Source organism: Pseudomonas edaphica (assembly GCF_965277385.1).
Lineage (GTDB): Bacteria > Pseudomonadota > Gammaproteobacteria > Pseudomonadales > Pseudomonadaceae > Aquipseudomonas > Aquipseudomonas edaphica.
This window is the reverse complement of the sequence record NZ_OZ255725.1, coordinates 5,329,349-5,346,992: the sequence shown is the minus strand read 5'-3', so window position 1 is coordinate 5,346,992 and position 17,644 is coordinate 5,329,349. Positions and strand designations below refer to the sequence as shown.

4 protein-coding genes are annotated in these 17,644 nt (G+C 59.8%); all 4 read right to left on the bottom strand.

The genetic code is table 11. The features are described from left to right. Positions 1-22: 22 nt before the first annotated feature. From ACQY47_RS24320 to ACQY47_RS24305, 4 genes are read right to left on the bottom strand one after another with little or no spacing between them, the layout of a single operon-like run. Positions 23-178, bottom strand: coding sequence for a hypothetical protein (locus ACQY47_RS24320; protein WP_428557384.1), 156 nt, complete (start codon positions 176-178; stop codon positions 23-25). A gap of 26 nt (positions 179-204) precedes the next feature. Next, the gene (locus ACQY47_RS24315) at positions 205-612 is read right to left on the bottom strand and encodes a HEAT repeat domain-containing protein (protein WP_428552569.1); all 408 of its coding nucleotides are present in this window, start codon (positions 610-612) and stop codon (positions 205-207) included. 10 nt (positions 613-622) lie between these two features. Continuing rightward, positions 623-15,841 carry a filamentous hemagglutinin N-terminal domain-containing protein gene (locus tag ACQY47_RS24310; protein WP_428552566.1) on the bottom strand — a complete coding sequence of 5,073 codons (15,219 nt, stop codon included), beginning with the start codon at positions 15,839-15,841 and terminating at the stop codon, positions 623-625. 33 nt (positions 15,842-15,874) lie between these two features. Beyond that, positions 15,875-17,596, bottom strand: a complete 1,722-nt coding sequence (locus ACQY47_RS24305) for a ShlB/FhaC/HecB family hemolysin secretion/activation protein (RefSeq protein ID WP_428552563.1) — start codon at positions 17,594-17,596, stop codon at positions 15,875-15,877. Between the last annotated feature and the right edge of the window lie 48 nt (positions 17,597-17,644).

The following is a 17,644-nucleotide window of genomic DNA, read 5'->3' as shown; positions in this document are numbered from 1 at the left end:
CAGAAGGCCGCTCTGCGCGCTCTCAGATCAACGAGGGAGAAACTTTTAGAAAGGTCAGGGTCTTTTGCCACTTACCGCTTTGAACCGTCGCCGTCCAAATAGCCTTGCCTTCTGCGTTCACCTGAATGATCGCGTTGTCCTGCAGAACGTTGAACAACGTTGAGTTCGAAGTGGGGATCGATTCTGTCAGCTACCGAGCAACCTTCATGCCTCACTCAACTTCCTGACCAACGTAGCCGCCATTAGCTTCAACGTTCTACTATCTGCCTCAAACCCCTCATCTAGAGCGCGTATGACCTGTGCCCTGTCAAGAATGTAGCCAGCCAAAAAAACTGACTCAATTGATTCAATTGCATGAATGACAACCGACTCCTCTCCAGCTTTTAGAAGCGTTAGCAAAACACGCAACGCCCGCTCATCATTCGAGTCACCGAGAGACTCCGCGCACCGACCTCGCCAGACTTCAGACTTCGCCAGAAGAGCAGATTCAAGGTCGCTCCAGCTTGAGTTATCAAACTGAGAGATCTTGGAGGCCGCGATATCAATTCCTACATCCGACCAATAATCTTCTGACCCTATCGAATCCAGCAAAAACTCATATTCTTTAAACATATTTCACCTATCAGAATTTCGTCGGATCCGTACAACCTCTGCCACAAGGATAGCCAGCAGTAACGCGCTCCCCAACCTTGATGACCTCAACTTTAACCCCGTTAACTGTCGTTTGATGCAACGAGGCCCCATCGGCCCTCGTCGCAAGCGCCGGGCCATTTCCAGTAGCTCGAACGGCACTCATCGTTTGCGCATCCGACCAGGACGCGGGGAACAAGGTGCTCGTTTTAATCTTCGAAATATTCCCATCAGTAAATTGCGCCACCAATTTTGCATTTCGTGTCCCGTCAGCGTTGCTCGACAACACCTCCACAGCATAATCGGGATGCGTATTGCTTATTTCACCCGAATGAGCACCGATGATTTCGTTCTTCGGATTTCCTAAAGGAGTGGTTTTACGCTCTCCGTAAAGTATCTTCTGCTCCATTTCCTCAGGTATGAGGGTTTTGCTGATAGGTGAGTAAGGGCCTACGATCTCATGCGGTGGGGGAACATCACCACCATTTGGAGGCGGCACAGGTTTCTTGCCTGGCAACAGAACCGACACCCCCTCACCACTTGCGAGTTTCGCGGCACCTTTGAACAGCGCAATTTCCATCGCTGAACGTGCGGCCGCGGTCCCATAGTCACGCATCGGGTTAACATCACCCGGGTAGGTATCAGAACTGAACGAATCAAGTACCTTTTGCCCCTGAGTGTGTTGATAAGGCGTTAGCAGTTCCCCTGTCGCCTGCATCCCATCGTGAAAGGAAAGCGCACCTCCCAATCCAGAAAGCGCTGGTGCCGCACAGCCCACAACTGTCACGCAGGCTGGTGCAGACAGTATTGCACCGCCGAACCCTCCAGCAGCCCCAATCGCCCCCAGGACAGCACGCCCCGCGTTTCCAGAACGCTTCAGCGCCTCGTCATTCTTCAGCAAATTGTCGTTAGCTTTATCCCAGCGCCCGTATTCATCAAAAGCGCCCGTCGCCATCAGTTGCTTCTGAGCATCTTTAAAGTTGCCGCCATCCAATTCGAGTTCGCGGATCACTTTGTAGTTAGGGTCCTCAACCGGAACGGAGGCACTGCAATGCACCAAGGCACAGGCGGCAGCTTTCAATTTATAGGCGTTGTTCGGATCGTCTTTCTGCAACGCCTCAAGGGCGATCGTCTCTTTTTGATGCAGTTGGCGGTTGTATTGATCCGCCATTTGCGACACCCAAGACGCCTTATTGACATCACCTCCTGCCAGGCCTGCCGCAGTCAAACCAACAATCTGCGCGACCCCTTGCCTCAACTCCGGTTGCTTGTCGAATGTGTCGTTCAGAACCTGTGCCATTGCCTGGCTTGCACCAGCAGCAATGGCCCCCGTTTTGAAGTCCCCGCCCGTGGCACTCGATACCGCACCACCAAACAACGCATGCATGGATACACGGGCCGCACCTCCCTCAGCCCACATCGCCATGCCAGTGGTGTCCCCCGCATTCTTTGCGGCCTGCCAATGCTCTTGGGCATAACTTCCCACAAAGTTAAACGCTGTCGCAGCCGCCACGTTCCCAGCCTGGGAAACCAGACCACCCGTAACGTTCTTGCCCAGGCTTCCGCCACCAATCGCGGTTTGGATCGTGCCGGTTGCCACACCCTGAGCTCCCGCGTGAACCGCAAACCCTCCAATCCCCTCCAAGGTATTGAGATCAAAGCCTTTGGTCAGGTTATTGAACGGCTTGGTAGTTCCCCCCAGATTAGGGTCGATGACGCCCGTGGTGAAACCTGCAGCCAATCCGGAAATCAGTGCATTCTTTAAGTTGTCACTGCTGAACGTATCCTTAAAAGCCGCCCCGAGATTGCCTTTGTTATTGATGACGCTGACCGCTCCCGTACCGGCTAACGACGTCAAGGCCCCCGTTGCGATAACGTTCCCGAGCCCTGCTGATGTCGCGGCAACTGCTGCGCTTGTTGACGTTGCTGCTGTCGCCGTAGTGGCAGCGGCCATAGTTGAACCCGCACCTACCGCATTGCCCGCCGATGCAGCCAGCGCACTGGCACCGCCCGCCGTCAGAACAGTAACGATGATAATGATCGCCAGCATCGCCCCTTGCCCGAGGCTGGAGTTACTGTACTTATAGGAGTCGTGCGTTTCCTTGATCAGTTTCCAATCAACATCTCCACGGTTCTCCGCGTCCTTCAACCACGCCATCTGCGGATCAGCCTTAACCATCGCATCAATTGCCTGGCTAACCGTCTGCTGATTGACCTGTTTGACGTCGATGTGCAAACCATCAACGGCCTTGATAACGATATCGCCCTTGGCCGCCATCAGGGTTTGTCTAAGGGTTTCATCGGTATTGCCCTTGCCGCTCATGCTGTTCCAGGCAAGGCTGCTTTTGCTCTTGTCATGGCTTTCCTGATGAAGGTCTTTCACGCCCTCAAAAGTCACACTACCACCGCTAGCAATGGTCAGATCATCGCCACTCCCCAACTTGGCAGCCTGGTACTTCTGGTCACCCTGGCTCTGAATCGTAAGGTCACCACCGGTTTTTATTTCACTACCGATGTTGGTGACTTTAGTCACTTCGTCACGCTGGGTTTTCTTAGTGCCCCAACTCCCCTTCTTCTTCATGTCATACAGCGAATAATCACTGTCTTCCGCTGACAGCAGCGCCAAGTTACCGCCAGCAACCAGATACGCCTCGTCCCCAGCACTGATACGGCTGGCAATCATCGCCAGATCTTTACCCGCACCCAGCGATACATCCCCACCTGCATTCAGCGTGGTGGAAACCTGGCTGACATGATCTTCCTGACGTTTCTCCTTTTTGTTTTTGCGGGAGGAATGTTCCTCATCTGCAGCCGAAGCCAGAATCAAATCACCGCTGGCACTCATATTGATGTCGCGCTTAGCATCGATCTGACTGGCGATCGCTGTAATGTCTCGCCCAGCCTTTATGTTGACATCGCGCCCAGCATCCACATCGGAGCCATGTTGTGTGGCGTTGCTGGTTTGCAGACGCTTGCCCATGTCCATCGCATTGCGTTCTTCGGCGGAGACTAAGTTGGCATCACGCCCCGCGACAATTGTCGTGTCGCGACCACTTTGCACGCCGCCACCGACGCTGACAAAGTCTCGCCCGGCGCTGATGTCCAGATCATTCGCGGCCTCAAACCGCGCAGCGCTATCGATATAATCTCGATACTGTGAATACCCTGCCCCTTTGTCATCCCAACCGGTCACGCTGCGTTCGTTGATCACATCGCCATTAATGGCGGTCAGCGTCACATCGCGCCCTTTGATGATGCCTCCGGCTTTGTTGACGATATTGTTGCCCGCCAGCAGGTCCAGGCGGTTGCCCGCTTCGATCAACCCGCTGTTGGTCAAGTCGTTGGCGGCCTTGGCCGACAGGTTGTTGGTGGCCCGCAGGGTGCCGGCGTTAACCAGGTTTTCGCCGGCAATCAGGTTCAGGTCGTTACCCGCGATCAAGGCTCCGGTGGGTGCAAGACGGTTGTTGGCCTGGGCCAGATACAGCACCGGCACCAGGACTTTTTCACCGTTCACTTCGTGCTCTTCCAGCCACACGATGTCATGCGTCAACGCCGCGACCTGTTGCGAGGTGAGGCTGACGCCCATCGACAGGTTCAGTTGCTGCTTGCTGCTGATGGCGTTGTCCATCAGGTACTTGAACAGTTTTTCGTCGGTGGTCTGGCCGTCGATAAAGCGTTGGCCGGTGCGTGCTTGCACGGCCTGCTGAATCAAGCGCTGTTCGTAGAGGCCATCGCCCAGGCGCTTCCAGCTTTCGTCCGGGTTGTAGCCCACGCCTTGCAGCAGGTAGTCCGAGCTCATGAATTGCTTGAGGTCGGTGAGTACCGGGTTGGTTTCGATCAGGTATTTGTGCGGTTGCGATACGGCACGACTTTCCGGCAGGCCCTGGACGCGGCTGATGGTCTGGCTGGCCAATGCCGTGGGTTGGCTGACCTGCGGTGGCTGTACGTTACCGACAACGGGTACGTCGTGGGCCGCCGGGGTAAGGCCCGGGAGTTGGGTATCCGGCGGTGCGATCGCAGCAACGTCGTTACTGCGCGCAACGGTCGACAAGCCCGGCACACGCAGATCAGGGAGAGCCCCGTCAGATGACGTATGCACAACCCTATCGCCTGGCGTTACGGCAGGCAGGTCGATGCCCGGCCGCGAACCATCGACCGCAGGCTGGGGGACACCCGTAGGATTGCGGGCGTCAATGCCATCGACGCGGGTGATGTCTATGCCACTGGTGCGACCCGGTGGCAGGGGCTGCACATCGGCGCTGCCCACGGCGCCAGTATCAATGGCACTGGCAACCGCGTTGACGACACCGGCTTCACGAGCGGCCACGGCAACTTGGCGCGTGCTGGTGGTCACTTGCGCCGCGCCACCCACCTGAATCACACGTTCGTGGGCGCCAGGCAGGGCTTGTTGGCGTTGGCTTGGGTCCAGGCTGGCGCTGCCCAGCGTCCAATCCTGATTACCAGCACCTGCCTGCCCCGTAGTGCCGCTTTGGCCACTTAAACGAAACAACCCGTTCTGCCCGCTGGGCAAACCGAAGCCCGGCAGGGTCAAGGGGTTGACCTGCTGTTGGGCAAGGTCGGGCGGCAATTGTGCATTGAGCACTACCACCCGGGTTTTGTTGGCGCCTACGCCGGTGTCCAGCGAACGGCCATCAACCGCCAGCGCGGTCTTGATCACATTGATGTTGTTAATGCTTTTACTGGCGGTGAGCGCAGCGTTGCCACCGGCCTGAATAATCGCCGGGGCCACCACCTGGGTGCCGCCTTGTACCGCGATGGGCTGGTTGATGCCGGGAAACAGCGACGGGCTGAACCGCGTCATCAAGGCCGCAAACGCCGCCTCATCCACCGGCGAACCCTGCGGGTGCGCACGGTTATAGGCCTGCACCGCGGCGACCATCTGGTTGTATTGGCCTTTGGAGATTTTGGTAATGCCGCCGTACTCCTGGCTCTGGGAGCCGGAACCACCGGTGGCCGCCAGGTTCAGAATGTTCTCGCCGCTGATCGACAGATCGTTAGCAGCCGACACCACGCTATAGCGGTTGGTGAAGTTCTGACCGGTAATCACCATGTTGCGCCCCGAACTGATCGTGGCGGAAGGCGAGTTCGCTTCGATCACACTCTCAACCGTGCGGCTCAGGGACACCGCCGGGCGCCGGTCGCTCCAACCGCCGCTGCAATGCTGGGTGCAACGGATGCTCACGCCCACCGAGGTCAGCTGCTGGTTGAGGGTGAATTTCTCGCGCTCGTTGACCACGTCATTGGCCGACAGTCTGAGGTCGCCCACACTCTCGATGCTGGCAGAAACGTTACGCACACTCTGCGCCAGAGTGCCAGCGGCTACACCGGCCACCGTAAGGTTGCCCAGGCTGTAGATATCCGAATAGTTGTTGGTCAGGCTGCCGAGGTTGAAGGTCGAATCCTGGCCGCTGAACAGGAAGCCACGTGCGCCGATGCCGCTGGCGGCGTGGTCGTTGAGCAGGCTTTGTGCGGTCAGTACCAGGTTCTGTGAAGCCCCCAACGTGCCGGTGTTAACGATGCTGCCGGCGTTGATGCGCAGCTCGCTGCTGGAGGTCAAACGCCCCCGGTTGAGCAGTTGGCCCCCGGTGGTCAGTTGGGAAGCGCCGCCGCCTGCCACACTGGCGGCTTCATTCACGGTTATCTGCGCGGCACTCAAGCCCAGGTTGCCCAGGCTGCTGTAGCGCCCATTGCCGCCATAACTGCCGGCCAGGGTCAGATTGGCCGTGCCGTCGCTGGCGATCAGGCCATCGTTATTCCAGTTGCCGCCGTTGCCCGTCAGGCTGTCGGAGGCGAGTAACTGGCCACTGGCGGTCTGGTTCAAGGTATTGACGTTGACCGTCAGGCGCCCGGCCTGGATCACGCTGCTGTTGGTCCAGCTGTCTGCGGCCAGGGTCAGGCCACCACGGGTCACCAGGTTGCCGCCGGCATTGATCAGGTTGGCGGTGGCGATATCAAAAGTGCCGGTGCCGCCGTGCAGCAGACTGCCGCCCTGGTTCAGGAAGCTGCCGGCATTCAGGGTCAGGTCAGCGTTGGAGGTTTCCAGTCGTCCATTGCGGTTATCGAACGCACCGCCGAGCTGGAAATTGGTTTTGCCGCTACGGCCCAGCGCGCGCAGTTGCCCGCCTTGGTTGTCGACACTGGCGCCTGTCACGCTCAGGGAGCTATCGCTTTCAATCACACCGCTGCGGTTGATCAACGCGCCACCAGCGCTCAGCTCAACCGCGCGACCTGCAATTTGCCCGGCGCTGTTGTCCAGCTGTGCACCACTGACTCGCATCAAGCCGGTGGCATACACCCCGCCGTTGGCATTGGCGAAGTAGTTGGCATTGACCACTGCATCGCCGGTCTGCGCAGCGATGAAGCCGTTCTGGTTGTCGAGGCGGTTGGCAGTCAGGTTCAGGCTATGGGCCTGGAGTGTGCCACCCTGGTTATTGAGGTCACCGCTGACGCCCAGGCTCAGGCCGGTCTGGCCCTGCACCTTGCCCTTGGCGTTATTCAATCCCACTGCGTTCAATTGCACGTCGGCGTCCTGGCTATAGATCAGGCCGTCGTTAGTGTTTTGCACGATGCCGGTGCTGGTGATCGACACACGATCCTTACTGGCAAGGGTGCCGCCGCCACTGTTGTTCAGGCTACCGGCGAACAGCGTCAGCAGGCTTTGGCTGATGATTCTGCCCTTGGCGTCGTTGTTGACCTGCATCGCCCGTTGCAGCAGCAGTGGGCCGGAACTGGCAATGCTGCCGCCGCTGTTGTTGAGGGTGCCGAGCAGGTTGAGGGTCAGGCGACCGTTGGTGGCCAACGTGCCGGCGTTGTTGTTCAGGTCGGTGCCGGTGACGGTCATCGCTTGTTGGGCGTTGATCGTGCTTTGGTTGGTCAGTGTTACCGCTTGCAGATCCAGCGTGGTGCCGCTTTCGATCAAACCGCCATCGGCGTTGGTCAGCGCACCGGTCACGATAAGCGTTTGCCCATCGCCACTGGAAAGTACGCCTTTGCCACTGTTATCCAGGCTGGCGGCACTGACGCCCAAGCGTCCCTGGCTAACCAGCGCGCCTTCGTTGTTGTTTTGCAACGCGCCGCTCAGGCGCACATCGATTGCACCGCTGCGGCTGGAGAGCGTGCCGTTGTTACGGTTGTCGAGGTTACCACCACTGACGTTCAGACCTTGCCAGCCGGACAACAGGCCTCTTGCGGTGTTGTTCATGGTGTCCGCGTTGACAGTCAGCACTTGGCTGCTGATCAGCTTGCCGGCGCGGTTGTCCAGGTTGCGCGCCGTCAAAGCGAAGCTTTGCAGGCTGGAGATTTCACCGCCCTGGTTATTAAGGTCACCCAGGTTTTTCAGGGTCAGCGGGCCGTTAGTCAGCAGCAGACCGTTGCGGTTGTCCAAATCACTGTTGTTGAGGTCCAGGGTCATTCCCTGCTCACCCACAACGCGACCGCCCGCCAGAGCCAGAGCGTTGAGGTTCGCGGTCAACACACCTTTGGCCGAGACCTCACCGCCGTTGCCGGTGTCGAGGCCGGCGGCGTTGAGATTCAGGGTTTGCTTGGCACTGATCAAGCCTTGGTCCTGGTTGTTCAGCAGGCCATCACTGGTCAGTTGCAAGTCGCTGCGGCTATTCAAAGTGCCGCCTCGGTTGTCGACGGAGCCTGCGTGAGCGTCGAGGCTGGCGGCGCCGATCAGGCCTTTGAGGTTGGCCAGGGCTTGATTGACGTGCAGGGTCAGGCCCTGATTACTCAGCAGCTTGCCGTTGCTGTTATCCAGACTTTGCGCGGCCAAGGTAAAGGCTTGGGCGCTGGAGATTTCACCGTTCTGATTATTGATGCTGTTGAGGTTGTTAAGCGTCAGCGGGCCAATAGCGTTGATCAATCCGCCTTGGTTCTTCAGTTGGCCGTTGTTCAGGTCGAGACTCAAGCCAGCGTTGCTGAACAGCTTACCGCCCTGCTGATCCAGCCCGGTGACGCTGGCGGTCAGCGTCTTGGCGCTGCCGATGCTGCCGCCGTTGGTCAACTGTGCGGTGGTCAGGGCCAGGGTGTCGCCGCTGTTGAGGCGGCCGGTTTGGTTGTTCAGCTCGCCCGTGCTGACCGTGACCGGGCCTTTGCCGCTGATGATGCCTTGCTGGTTGCCAAGATTGGCGCTTTGCAGTGTCAGGCCGCCGTCGGTGACCAGTTTGCCTTCGCTGTTGTTGAGGCTGTCGGTGACGGCGACGCTCAAACCATTGGCGCTGGACAGGCTGCCTTTGCTGTTATTCAGGCTGCGGGCTTTGACGGCCAATGCGTCTTCGCTGCTAAGCACACCCTGGCTGTTATCGAAATCACCGGCGAGATCCAGCTTCAGCGATTGCTGGCTGAGCAGCTTGCCGCCGTTGTTGTCCAGCATGGAGCCGGTCAGCGTCAGGCGCTCGCCGTTGAGTTCGCCAAGGGTGCGGTTGATGACCTGATCGACTGCAAGGCTTAACGTACCGCCTGCGAACACCACACCTTTGTCGCTGTTGTTGAGCTGCTGACCGGTGACGCTGACGTCGGCGTTGCCGGTCAATTCGCCGGTGCGGTTGTCGAGCGTCTGCACGTCGAGTTTCAGCGCTTTTGTGGCGCCTACCAGACCGTTGCGGTTATCAAGGTTTGCGCCGCGCAGGTTGAGCTCGTCGGTGCTGATCAGTTTGCCGTTTTGGTTATCGAGGTTGCTGGCGCTGATCGTCGCAAGCGCCTTGCCCGCAATCTCGCCATTGCGGTTGTCCAGCGCTGCGCTGGTCAGCAACAAGGCACCGTCGGCGATCACGCTGCCGCGTTGGTTATCGAACAATTGGCTGGCGCTGAGGGTGACATCGCCACGCCCGCTGAGCACGCCTTCGGTATTGTCCAGGCGAGTGCTGCGCACATCCAGGCTGGCGGCGTTGAGATGGCCTTTGAGGTTGGCCAGCAGTTGGTCGACACGCAGGGTCAGTGCCTGGTTGCTGATCAGTTTACCGTTGCTGTTATCCAGGTTTTTTGCGACCAGGGTAAAAGCGTTCTGGCTGGAGATTTCGCCGTCGCGGTTGTTGATATTGGCGAGGTTGTTCAGTGTCAGCAGCGGTGCGTTGATCACACCCGCGTTAACCAGTGCGCCGTGGTGCAGGTCAAGGTTGAGTTGCGTGGTGCTGACCAGTTCGGCGCCGTCCAATTGCGTCAGGCCGGTGACGCTGGCATTCATTGCGCCGACGCTGGCGATATGCCCGCTGTTGGTGAGCTGGGTGGCGCTGAGGTCGAGCTTGTCGGCGCTGATCACACGGCCGTCGATGCCGTTGGTGAACTGTCCGGTGTTAACGGTTGCCAGGCCTTGGCTTTTGAGCAGGCCGTTGGTGTTATCCAGGCTGGCACTGGTCAGTGTGAGGTTTTGGGCGCTTTCGACGGTGCCGCCTTGGTTGATTAGCGCCGCTGCACTCACAAGGGTCAACGGTCCTGCGCTGGAAATTTTGCCGCTGGTGTTGTCAATACGCTGGCCTGCCAGCGCCATCGAGCCTTCGCTGGTGAGCTTGCCGCCTGTGTTGTCCAGGCCTGCCTTCAGTTGAAGCGCCAAAGCACGCTGAGCGCCAACAGTGCCATCGGTGTTATCTACTGCAGTGCCGGTAAGCCGAGCGTCCTGGGCAAAGATCAAACCTTTGGCCTGATTGATCACCTCGGCCATCGCCAATTCAAGCGCAGTGCCGGCCAACAACTTGCCTGCACTGTTATCCAGGCGTTGTCCGCTGAAATCGACGCTCTGCTGGCTGGAGATTTCCCCGCTGCGATTGTCGGTGCTGCCTGCCTTGAGTTTCAGCACTTTTGTCGCGGCGAGCAAACCGCCGTTCTGGTTATCCACGGTGGCAGCGTTGAGACTCAGATTACCCTTCGCGGCCAACTGACCGCCCTGCTGATTCAGCACGCCAATCGTGGCGTCCAGATCATCCTGGCTGGCGATGCGCCCTTTGGCGTTTTCAACGGTATCGAGGGCCAGGCGTACCGGGCCAATCGCGCTGGTCAGGCCGTGCTGGTTGTTCAAGGACTGGCCGTCGAGTGCCAGCGCCTGCTTGCTGTTAAGCACGCCTTCACGGTTGTCGAGCTGGCCGACGTGCAGGTTCAGCCCCTGATTGGCGCGCACCGCGCCGCCACGGTTATCCAGGCTATTGCTGCGCAGGGTCAGCAGGTTCTGTCCGGACAGGCGACCGGTGCGGTTGTCCACACTCCCAGCCTGGATGTCCATCACGCCTTTGGCGAGCACGGCACCTTTGGCTTGGTTATCGAGCAGGCCGTCGACTTTCACCGTCAGGCTGCCATCGGTCGCCAGACTGCCGGACTGGCTGTTATCCAGGCTGGCCGCGGTCACGTTCAAACGCTGGCCGGCGCCCAAGGTGCCGGCCTGGTTGAACAGTGCACCGCGGGCGGTCAAGTCAAGGCTGATGTCGCCCATCACATGACCGTCGTTGCGGTTATTCAGGGTCATCGCGTTGACCACTGTGGCGCCGCCGCTGGAGACTTCGCCGTCGTCGTTATGCAGGTCAGCCGCCAACGTTAACGCGAGGTCTTTGGAACTGCTGAATACGCCGTGGGTGTTATCCAGTCGCCCAGCTTGAGCAGCCAGGCCTGCCGCAGAAATGACGCCCTTGAGGTTGATCAGCGCTTGGTCGACTTTGAGGGTCAGCGCCTGATCACTGAGCACATGGCCGTTGCTGTTATCCAGACTTTGTGCGGCCAGGGTGAAGGCACGCTCGCTGGAAATTTCGCCGTACTGGTTGGCGACCGTGGAGAGGTTTTTCAACAGCAACTGACCCGGCGCATGGATCAAGCCACCGGTGTTATCAAGAGCGCCGTGATTCATGTCCAGGCTGACGTCGCTGGTGCTGTAGAGCTGCCCACCGTTGCGTTGGTCCAGGCCCGCGAGGCTGGCGGTAAGTGCCTTGTTACTGGCGATATGGCCGTCAAAACGGTTGTCCACGTTCCCTGCCGTCAGCGCCAGGCGATCAGCACTGGTCAGGCGCCCGCCACTCTGGTTATTCAACGCGCCGGTCGTGATGCGCACAGCGCCGTCACCGATCATTTTGCCGCCGCTGTTGTCGATGCTGGCGCTGCTCACGGTCAACGCCATCGCGCTGAGCAGCTCGCCGCTGCGGTTGCTCAGTACGCCGTTGGCGGTCAGATCCAAAGCCGCACCGCCGCTGAGGCGGCCGCTGTCGTTGTTCAGTGTGGCGGTTTGCAGGGTCAGGCTCTTGTCACTGCGTACGGTGCCTTGCTGATTGTTCAGTTGGTCCAGGTTCAGGCTCAGTGCGCCGTTCGCTAAAAGTCGACCTTTGTTGCTGTTGTCGAACTGCCTGCCGTTGAACGACAGGTCGGTGAGGCTGGAGACTTCGCCGCCCTGGTTATTCAGGCTATCAACTTTCACCACCAGCGACTGGCGAGCGTTGAGCAAGCCACCCTCGCGGTTATCCAGTTGCGTGGCGCTTACCTGCATCGGCCCGGCTGCCGTTACGCTACCGCCACGGTTATCGAATTGCTCAATCGCCAAGGCCGCCTGCTGACCGCTGACAAACCGACCGCCACGGTTGATCGCGATGCCGCGGGTAGTGACGTTAAGCAAGCGGTCACCCTGCAACAGTCCCTGGCTGTTATCCAGGCTCATGCTGCTCAAGGTGGTGGTAGCACCGATGACTTCACCGTGGTGATTGTCCAGGGCAGTGTCGACGGACAGTGCCAGATCATCGCGGACGTTCAGCTTGCCTTCGGCATTAACCAGGCTGTTTGCGTGCAGGTCCAACCCCGTGGCAGCGACCAAGCCTTTGGTATTGTCCAGCGCGCCGGCAACGCGCACCAAAAGCCCTTGCTCGCTGAGCAACTTGCCGCCTCGGTTGTCGAGGCTGCCTGCGGTAAACGCCAGGGCCTGGGCGCTGGAAATTTCCCCGGCCTGGTTATCGACACTGCTTAAGTTGCTCAGTAGCAGCGTGCCCGGCGCGTGAATCAAGCCGCCTTGGTTATTCAGGTGGCCGTGGTTCAGGTCAAGGTTTACACCCGCCTGGCTGTGGATATTGCCTTTGGCACTATTGTCCAGGCTTGCCGCACTCACCAGCAACGGGCCGGTTGCGCTGAACAGCCCGGCCTGGTTCAGCAGGTGCGCGCTGATCAACGCGCCAAGGCGACCGTCGCTGGTCAGCTTACCGCCACTGTTGTCCAAGCGCGTAGCGGTGATGTCCAGCGCCTGCCCGGCGAACAGCGTGCCCTGGCGATTGTCGATCAAGCCTGAGCTGTTGAGCGAGAGCATCGCGTCGCCTTGCAGCAGGCCCTCGCGGTTATCCAGCGACGCACTGTTGACCGACGCCGTGCGCGCCAATAGCTTGCCACTGCGGTTATCCAATGCTCCGTCGATCTGTGCGATCAGGCCATCACCCGCGCTGAGCGTGCCGCCTTGGTTAGTCAGGCTGGCGGCGCGTACATCCAGCGTTTTAGCCGAGATCAAGCCTTGCGTGTTATCCAGTGCGTGGGCGATACGCAGGGCCAAACCCTGCTCGCTGAGGAGCTTGGCGTGCTGGTTATTCAGGGTATCGGCGGCCAGGGTAAACGCCTGGGCGCTGGAAATTTCGCCGCCTTGGTTATCGACGCTGGCGAGGTTGCTCAGCAGTAATTGGCCAGGGGCGTTGATCGTGCCGCCCTGGTTATTCAAATGCCCATTATTGAGGTTGAGGCTTACGTCACCCTGGCCGAAGAATCGACCATCGTTGTGCTGATCAAGACCACTGATACCAGCATTCAGCATTTGGCCCGCGCTGATGCGGCCGCCCTCACTGTTATCCACTTGGCCGGCGTTCAAATTAAATGCGACGTCACCGCGCAAGGTGCCACGCTGGTTGTTCAGCGGGCCGCTTGATTGCACGCTGAGGTTACGGGCGACGAGACTGCCCTGCTGGTTATCAAGGCTACCCAGGCTGAGGCGTACATCACCTTTGGCGGCAAACAGACCGGTCTGGTTGAGCAATTGTCCGGCAATCACCGCGACCAACACGCCGTCGCTGGTGAGCGTGCCTGCGCTGTTGTCCAGGCGGGATGCATTGAGGGTAAACGTTGCACCTGCCGCCAATGTACCGCGCTGATTGGACACCACGCCGCTGCTGAGCACCAGGGAACGATCACCTTGCAGGCGGCCACTGTTGTTGTTTAATTCACCCGTGGTGGACGCCAGGTCGGTGGCCAGCAACTCGCCGCCGCGGTTGTCCAGCAGGCCTGCGGTGTTCGCCGTCAGTTGATTAAATGCGCGGAGCTTGCCGCCCTGGTTGTTCAGGCTGGCGGCGTTGACGTCGAGGTTCGACGCCGAAACCAGGCCCAACGCATTGCTCATTGCACCGGCGATACGCAGGGTCAGGCCTTGGTCACTGAGCACTTTACCGGCGCCGCTGTCGAGGCTGTTGGCGGCCAGGAGGAATGACTGCGCGCTGGAGATTTCCCCTTGGCGGTTATCGACCGTGTTGAGGTTGTTAAGGGTCAATTGACCGCCGGCGTTGATCAGGCCGTTGCGGTTATCCCAGTGACCTTGGTTGAGGCTCAACGTCAGTGAGCCTTGGCTGGTGAGCGAGCCCTTTTGGCTGTTGTCGAGGGCGCCAGTATTGACCTGTGCCGTCTGACGCGATGCAATTCGCCCGCCCTGGTTATTGATCAGCCCCGTCGCATTCAGGCTCAGCGATTGCCCGGCCGAGACCAGGCCGGCGACGTTATCCAGTTCATTCAGTTGCAGCGTGACCTGCGCCTGGCTCGACAGCTCGCCGTTGCGGTTGATCAGTTGCCCGATACCCGCCGTGAGGTTGCCGGTGCTGGTGACCAAACCACCTTGGCTGTTGAGCAGTTGCCCGGCGGTGATCCCAAGGCTGCCTGCGCTGAGGAGGCGGCCCTGGTTCTGGTTGTCGATCTGCGTGGCCGTCAACTGTGCGTCGCGCCGGGCGCTCAAGGTGCCGCCCTGGTTGGCCAGTTCGCCGGTATTGACGCTGAGGTCGCGGCTGGCGATCACGGTTTTGCCGGTATTGTCGATGGCCTGCGCGGTCAAGCGCACATCGCCCTGGGCATTGCGGCTGTTATCGGCGTTGACGCCAGCTTCGATGATCCCGTTGTTGGTCAAGCGGCCGCCGGCGTCCAGCGCGATGCTGTCCTTGGCCGCCAGGGTTTGTTGCGTGGTGAGCGCACCTTGGGTTTTTACCGACAGATCAGTACCGGCGTAGACCGCCGCCCTGGCTTGCAAGCTGGCCGCTTTGACGGCGACAGAGGTGCCTGCCGTGGTTGTGCCCATGACCACATTGCCCGCAGCATCAATCTGGATATCACCGCCGGCGACCATATCGCCCGACAGCTTCACGCCCACACCGGCCTCGGTGCCGATCAGCTTGACCGCGCCCACATACATGCCGCCCAACGCCGACGAGTCAATCGCCAGGTCTGGCGTCTGGCTGCCATCTGCCGCCCGTGCGGTGGCATTCAAGGTGCGTGCGTCCACATCATTGCGCCCGGCGACGATGGTGAGTTTTTTCGCCTGGATCTGCGCATTGATGGTGGTAGCGCGGGTGATGATTTCGAACTGGTCGACATTGGTCGCGTTGAGGCCCGCGCCTTCGATGGCGACGTTGCCTTGATCGACTTGATAGCGGCTGATCTGGCCGTTTTCGATCACCGCTTTACCGGTGGTCAGCGTGACTTGCGGCGTGTTGATAAAGCCGCAACCGTTGCAACTGATGCCATACGGGTTGGCGACAATCACATGGGCCGACTGCCCCGCCACTTCGGTGTAGCCGCGCAGTTGGCTGGGGCTGCCACCGTTGACTTCGTTGAGGATGATATTGGCAGCGGTGCCGCGCAGGTTCGGGTTGCCGACAATGATGCCGCCCAGTTGTGTGGCCTGGGTGCGGTCGGTGGCGTTGTTGAGGATGACGCCGTTGGCACCGACGTTATAGTCATGAAATTGGTTGTGCGAGAGGCCATTGGCATTCGGTGCGGCGATATTGACGATGGGCACGCCATTGCCCGCCTGCGCGAGGCCTGTGCCCGGTGCACTGACCACAATGCCGTCGGCCTGGGCCAGCAACGGGTGCCAGAACATCGCGTTGGCCAGGATCAACGCCAACCCGCGTTTAGGCAGCCCCAAAAAGTGGGAACGGCTTTTTACGGCAGCAGAAGGCTGGCGCACGAGGAAGGCGAACTGGCGAACGTCCATGTTGTGTCTCGATACCCGAAGGCGGTAAAAAAATTAAAGGAAAAAATCCATACGGAAATAGATCGGCGCTTCACGCTCTGTGATAGCGGCCGGTCGTTCCAAAGAGTGGGCAAAGGTCACGCTGGCGGCGACGTTTTTGCCACGGGCAAACAGCTCCACCGAGTTGCTGCTCATGCGCCCATGCTGCTCCGCGTTGTAACGGTCGCGGCTGATCACGCCCTGGTCATAACCGAGGCTGGTGCCGTATTCGCTGAGCATCGGTTGCAGCCAGGCCCAGGTCACCGGGCGGCTCCAGCGCAGGTCGTTGCGCCAGTAGCCGCCGCTGTCGCCGGACAGCATCTGGTCCTTGTAGCCACGGATCGACGACTGCCCACCCAGGCTCATGCGCTGCGGGCTGAACAGCACATCTTCGCTGTGCTGGCCGGTCATCAAACTGCTGAAGCTCAAGGACTCGCCCCACAGCTTGAACGGGTACAGGTAGCTGACGGTGGCCGTGTATTTGCGGTAGCGCGCATCGGCCTGGCCGTGGCGCGGGTTGTGATTGGCCTGGGCGTCAAAGGCACCGATGCCGTCTTGCATGCCGAGGTCGATGTTGAGAAATGAACTGCCGATACGTCGGCCGTGGTTGATGCCGAACTGGGCTTCGCTGAGGCGGTTGCTGCTCAGCGCCAGCTTGCTGTCTTCAATGAAGTTATTGGTGCGCAGGTAGGCGACGCCGGTGCTCAGGGAGGTTTTGCTCAAGGCGTCGCGGTGAACGACACGCTCCAGGCGCAACTGGTGGCTCTGGCTGTCGCCGGTCTGCTTGAACTGGAAGTTGTTGGCCTCGGCCCGAGAGCGGTATTCGCTTTCGGTGTAGCTGTAGGTGAGGTTCCACCAGCCGAAGGGCAAGCTGTAGTTGAGCATCGAATTGCGCGAGGTTTTCTGGTGATCGCTAACCGCATCGTGGCCGCCACGCAACGAAAGCTGGTCGGCCAGGCCCAGCGGGTTGTCCCAGTCGAGGCTGGCGCCCCACTGTTGTTCGCCGGTGCTGCGCTGGCCGCCGTTGTGCCGCGACAGGCCGACACGCCAGGGCTTTTGCGGGGTGTTTTTGACCAGTACATCACTGCCGCCCACGGCCTTGCCCGGCGCCAGTTCCATCTGCGCCTGGTTCGAGGGCAAACGGTTTAGCTGATCGACCATCTGCTCGATTTCACGCAGGTTGAGCAAATCGCCTTGTTTGCCGGGAAAGCTCATCGCCAGTTGGCGGTCGGTGATGCCGCTGCTTTGGGCACCTTTGAGGCTTTCGAGTTTGCCCTCGACTACCTGAATTTTGAGGTTGCCGCTGGAAAGGTCTTGCTGTGGCAGATACGCGCGACTGGTGACCAGGCCCTTGGCCAGGTAGCGGTCGGTGATGACCTTGAGCACTTCGTTGAGCTGCGGCACGCCGAGGCATTGGCCGATGTAAGGCTTGATCAGCGCGCTGCGCTCGTCTACGGACAGGGCGTCGGCGCCTGCGAGCTCGATGGTTTTGATCGGGAAGCAACGGGTGTCGGCAGGCGTCGCCGGAGCTGCAGGGGCGGCGGATTTACCGGGCAGATCCTTGAGTTCTTCGAGGCGCCGCTGCTGCTCTTCGAGCAGGCGGTCCTGACGGTCGCGGATCAGGTCGGTGATGCCGGGGGTGCTCTGCGGGGGCGCGGCGTGCGCTAATCCGGCGGTGCCCAGGCAGAAAAAAACGGACAGCAGGCAAAACCTGGTCCGGCGTTCCAAACGCCACATCTCTAGATCCCTCTACATAGCGTTGTGCTATCAATGGGCGGCGATTCT

Coding starts and splice junctions, on each gene's coding strand:
- ACQY47_RS24315 (WP_428552569.1), bottom strand. CDS start 612: ATGTTTAAAGAATATGAGTTTTTGCTGGATTCGATAGGGTCAGAAGAT.
- ACQY47_RS24310 (WP_428552566.1), bottom strand. CDS start 15,841: ATGGACGTTCGCCAGTTCGCCTTCCTCGTGCGCCAGCCTTCTGCTGCC.
- ACQY47_RS24305 (WP_428552563.1), bottom strand. CDS start 17,596: ATGTGGCGTTTGGAACGCCGGACCAGGTTTTGCCTGCTGTCCGTTTTT.